Genomic DNA, 4,689 nt, shown 5'->3' with positions numbered 1-4,689 from the left:
AGTGGCCGCCGTCCACCGCCAGTTCGGCTCCGGTCGTGAACGTCGCGTCGAAGGCCATGAACGCCGCCGCCCTGGCGAACTCGTCCGGGTGGCCGAAGCGCAGCATCGGATTGGTCGCGGCGAACTCCGCTTTCATCTTCGCCGCGACTTCCGCAGGCAGCTCCTTCTCCAGCTTGCCCGTGTCGATCGGGCCGGGGCTGACCGCATTGACCCGGATCTTGCGGGGGAGCAGCTCCCTGGCGAGCGTGCGGGCCATCGATCGCAGGGCCGCCTTGCTGGCCGAGTAGACACTGACCGCGTCGTAGGCCAGCACGTTCACGATCGACGTGGTCAGCACCACGCCACTGCCCTCGGCAAGCAGCGGCGCCAGCTTCTGCACGGTGAAGTACGGACCCTTGGTGTTGATGGTGAACACGTCGTCGTAGGTCTGCTCGGACACCGCATCGAACGGGTCGTAGCTGCCGATGCCCGCGTTCACGAACAGCGCGTCCACGGTGCCGAACTCGGTCTTCACCCGGTCGGCCAGCACGTCGATCTCCGGTAGCGAACCCACGTCGCTCTGGACCGTGACGGCCTTGCCGCCGAGTTGCCTGCCGGCGTCCTCCAGGGTTTCCCGGTGCCGTCCCGTGATCATGACGCGCGCGCCGTCGTCCGCCAGAAGCTGCGCGGTCGCCAGCCCGAGCCCGCTACTCCCGCCGATGACCACCACGTTCTTGCCGTCGTACCTGTTCATGTTCTGCCATCCCTCTCGTCGCAATCCGTGTCCACGAGTCTTTGGCAATCCGCAACGGGTGTCCAAGACCTGTTCGGCACCCCGACATGCCGAAACGGCATGACGCGGAATACCTCCGGCCGTTGGCCGGGTTCAACATGGCGATGAGGATGAACGGGTGAACGATCTCGGGACCGACCTCGAGCTGCGGCTGGTGCGGTACTTCACCGTCGTGGCAGAGCATCTGAACTTCGGCCGGGCGGCCGCTGAGCTGCGCCTGGCGCAGCCGTCGCTGAGCCGCCAGATCCAGCGCCTGGAGCACCGTCTCGGCGTCCGCCTGTTGGACCGCACGCCGCAGGGCAGTCGGCTCACCGAAGCCGGCAAGGCATTCCTTCCGCAGGCGCAAGCTCTTCTGCACGCCGCTCGCCAGGCAGCGCTCACCGCCCGCGCCTACGCGCCCGCCGGCAAGGTCATCATCGGGTACGTCGAGGACCTGGTCATCACCCCGGCCGTCCGCGACCTGCGCGGCCGCCACCCGCGGGCCGAGATCGGCACCCGTCACATCGAGTGTTACGACGAGCGGGCCTTTGCCGAGGGCCAGGTGGACGTGCTGGTCGGCCGGGCCCCGTTGCCCTACCCGGCCGACGAGGCCCGGATCACCGTGCTCTACGAGGAGCCGCGGATGCTGGTGGTGCCGGTCGGCCACCACCTGGCCGGCCGCGCGTCGGTGTCACCGGAGGACTTCGCCGGCGACGACTCTCTCATCTGCCCCCACGGCGGGGCGCGGGCGATCTTCCCGACCGACGCCTACCAGCTGAGCGACCCCGGTCCGATCTCGGCAGGCCCGGTCTTCGAGAGCTTCGAGGACAGGCTCGAACTCATCGCGAGCGGTCAGGCGATCGCGGTGTTGCCGGCCGGCGACCGGCGCAGCTCGTTGCGCGCCGACCTCGCCACGGTGCCGGTCGATGGCTTCCCGACCAGCAGCGTCGTGATCGCCACCAGGGTCGGCGACCCGAACCCGCTGGTCGCCGACTTCGTCCACGCCGCACGTGCTCACCTCACCGGCGCAACGGCGTGATCAGCACATAGGTCCACGTTCGTGCTGCTGCCGGTGACGATCCCCAGGGTGGGGAATTCGGTTCCGGTGCGGCGGGTTGGCAAGGCAGTGAGGGCAATTGGTGTCCATGACTATGGCGGCCCGGAAGCGTTGCAGGTCCTGAACCTGCCCGAACCACGGGCCGGGTCCGGTGAGGTCCGCATGCGGGTACATGCGGCTGCCGTGAGCCCAACCGATGTGCTGTTGCGCACTGGCGGCCACGCGCTCCGCATGCCCGACCGCCAGGCCCCCTTCGTGCCCGGCATGGACGCCGCGGGCGTGATCGACCAGATCGGGCCCGACTCCGACGGTCGCCTTGCGGTAGGGCAGTCAGTGATCGCCATGGTGTTGTTCACCAGCGTGCACGGCGGCGCTTACGCCGAGCAGGTCGTGGTGCCGGCGGCGTCCGTGGTTCCAGCCCCGCGAGGGACAGACTTCCCCGCGGCGTCCACGTTGCTCATGAACGCCATGACCGCGCGGCTGGCCCTGGATGCGCTGGCCGTGCCCCGCGGCGGGGTCGTCGCAGTGACCGGTGCGGCCGGCGCCGTGGGTGGTTACGCGGTCGAGTTGGCCAAAGCCGACGGGCTGACGGTGATCGCCGATGCCGCCCCGCACGACATCGAGTTGGTGCGTGGTTTCGGTGCCGACCACGTCGTCGAGCGCGGCATCGATGTCGCCGATCGCATTCTGGCGTTGTTTCCCCATGGCGTTCCCGGCCTCGTTGACGGGTCGATGCAGACCACCGAGATCGTGCCCGCGATCACCAACGGCGGGGCGCTGGCCGAACTCCGAGGGTGGTCTGGTCCTGCCGAACGGGACATCCGGGTACACCCGGTGATGGTGACGGACGGCATCACCGACACCGACGGGCTGGACACACTGCGGCGCCAGGTCGAGGACGGCATATTGACGTTGCGCGTCGCCAAGGTGCTTCCCGCCGATGAGGCGGCCGAGGCCCACCGCATGCTGGAGGCGGGTGGCTTGCGCGGACGGTTGGTCCTGGACTTCTCCTGATCCGACGGGCACCCTCAGGGGGTGAGCGCGTGTCGCGATGATCGAGGGGTCCCGCTGTCGCCCATTCTGACCGGCCGGGCGAACGCATTCCGATGGCTACCGGCGACGACGCACGCCTTGGCGGCCTCTTGCCATTGGGCGTAGTGCGGCGCTCCGCGGTGGCCGATCGTGAAGGCATCTTCGTCGGCGTAGATCTCGTACAGGTAGAAGCGTGTCGAGGTGGTGATGTCCTGGTGGACGTCGAATGTCAGACACCCTGGCTCGTCACGTAACGACGCGGCGGCGTTGGTGGTGATGGCGTCGACGAACTCTGCGAGTTTGTCCGGGTGCACGTCCAGAGTGACGAACAACGTGTACATCATCGCTCCGGCGTCAATGGTTCGACATTGCAGGCCACGGCGAGTGCGTTGAGCTCCTCGACGGTTCTCGTGGGCAGCGTGACGGTGCCCGCTGCCGTTGCGATGGTGCGGTTTTCCAGTTCGCCCGGCACGAGGATCTCCTGGCCCGGCGCCGTGCGGGAGGACTTGACGCTGGTGATGAGCTCGTCCATGCGGTCGGTGAACTGCTCGGTTGCCATGATGGTCGCGATGTCGATGGCGATCACCAGGTGCCCGCAGCCGCTGCGCTCGTCGGGCACATAGGGGCCGATGACGTTGCGGCCGAACGAACTTCCGGTCAGTACGCCGGAGAGCACGTCCATCATGAATGACACCGCGTAGCCCTTGTGGCCTGCCATCGGCAGGAGCAGCCCGTCGATTGCGGCCTGTGGGTCGGTGGTCGGCAGTCCGGACGCGTCGATGGCCCATCCCTCGGGCAGTCGTTCCCCGCGTTGCCGTGCGGCGTACACCTTGCCGCGTGCCACCCCGATGTTCGCGATGTCGAGGACGACGGCACCGTGACGGCCGCTGGGGACCGCGATGGACCACGGGTTGGCGCCGATCAACTTCTCGACGCCACCCCACGGCGCCATCGCGGGGCTGCCGTTGGTGGTGAGTATGCCAACGCAATTCCGCTCGGCCAGGATTCGGGTCCAATAGGCAGCGGTGCCGAAGTGGTTGCTGTTCCGGACTGCGGCCACACCGACGCCGTAGGTGCTCGCCGCGTCGCCTGCGGCGGTTATCGCGTGCTGGGTGACGACCTGACCGATGCCGTCGCGGCCGTCGAGTACCGATACGGCCGCATGCGAACTGATCGTCGCCACCTGGGTCACCGCCTGCATGGCCCCGGTTTGGATGCGCGCGACGTACCACGGCAGCCGGAGCATGCCGTGCGATGGGTGCCCCCACAGGTCGGCTGTCACCAGCGATTCGGCCACCAGAAGCGCATCCGGCTCCGGAACACCTTGCATGGCAAGGATTCGTGTGCCCATCTCGACGAGATTGGCGGCGGCGATGCGGTGTTCATCACCCGTATTCGGAAGTGCTTGCGACGGTGCGGCGCTCATCTGGACCGCCCGCTCAGGCGTCGGGCCTCGTCGTCGGGCACCGGTTGGACGTGGTGTCCCTGCAGAAGCAGGAAGAGCTTGGCCGTCTCCTCGATCTCCTCGAGAGCGTCCGCGGCGGCAGACAGGTCGACACCGGCCACGATGGGTCCGTGGTTGGCAAGCAGCAGCGCGTGGTGCCCTGCGGCAGCGAGTTCGGCGGCCGGGCCGAGGGCGGGGTCGCCTGGGGCGTGGTAGGGCATGACGGGCAGCGTGCCGACCCGCATGGCGTAGTAGGCGGTGAGAGCGGGCAACGCGTTGTCGCGGTTGATGTCTCGTAGACAGGACACGGCGACCGAGTGGGTGCTGTGGGTGTGCACGACGGCACGAGCGTCGGGCCGCGCCCGGTAGAGGGCCACGTGCAGGAATGCCTCCTTGGTGGGAGGT

General features: G+C 68.3%; 6 protein-coding genes. 2 read left to right on the top strand and 4 right to left on the bottom strand.

What is annotated here, in order from left to right; translation table 11 throughout:
* On the bottom strand, nt 1-733 hold a 733-nt coding region (locus tag ACRDUX_RS00225), incomplete at its 3' end, for an SDR family NAD(P)-dependent oxidoreductase (protein WP_526409870.1).
* A gap of 157 nt (nt 734-890) precedes the next feature.
* On the opposite strand from ACRDUX_RS00225, the gene ACRDUX_RS00220 reads away from it, so the two are divergent.
* Nucleotides 891-1,790 (top strand): LysR family transcriptional regulator, encoded by a 900-nt coding sequence (locus ACRDUX_RS00220; RefSeq protein ID WP_526409868.1) that lies wholly within the window; start codon nt 891-893, stop codon nt 1,788-1,790.
* 87 nt (nt 1,791-1,877) lie between these two features.
* On the top strand, nt 1,878-2,822 hold the full coding sequence (locus ACRDUX_RS00215) for an alcohol dehydrogenase catalytic domain-containing protein (protein WP_526409872.1): 945 nt from the start codon (nt 1,878-1,880) through the stop codon (nt 2,820-2,822).
* Nucleotides 2,823-2,836: 14 nt separating this feature from the next.
* On the opposite strand, the gene ACRDUX_RS00210 is transcribed toward ACRDUX_RS00215, so the two are convergent.
* From ACRDUX_RS00210 to ACRDUX_RS00200, 3 genes are all read right to left on the bottom strand, one after another.
* The gene (locus ACRDUX_RS00210; protein ID WP_526409866.1) at nt 2,837-3,172 is read right to left on the bottom strand and encodes a putative quinol monooxygenase; all 336 of its coding nucleotides are present in this window, start codon (nt 3,170-3,172) and stop codon (nt 2,837-2,839) included.
* An 8-nt stretch (nt 3,173-3,180) separates the two neighbouring features.
* Nucleotides 3,181-4,266 (bottom strand): Ldh family oxidoreductase, encoded by a 1,086-nt coding sequence (locus tag ACRDUX_RS00205; protein ID WP_526409864.1) that lies wholly within the window; start codon nt 4,264-4,266, stop codon nt 3,181-3,183.
* A partial coding sequence (locus ACRDUX_RS00200; protein WP_526409862.1) for a class II aldolase/adducin family protein occupies nt 4,263-4,689 on the bottom strand: 427 nt, incomplete at its 5' end. The genes ACRDUX_RS00205 and ACRDUX_RS00200, both read right to left, overlap by 4 nt.

The sequence above is a fragment of the Mycobacterium sp. genome (assembly GCF_050701675.1).
In the GTDB taxonomy this organism is placed as follows: domain Bacteria; phylum Actinomycetota; class Actinomycetes; order Mycobacteriales; family Mycobacteriaceae; genus Mycobacterium.
This window is presented reverse-complemented; position numbering and strand designations above follow the sequence as displayed.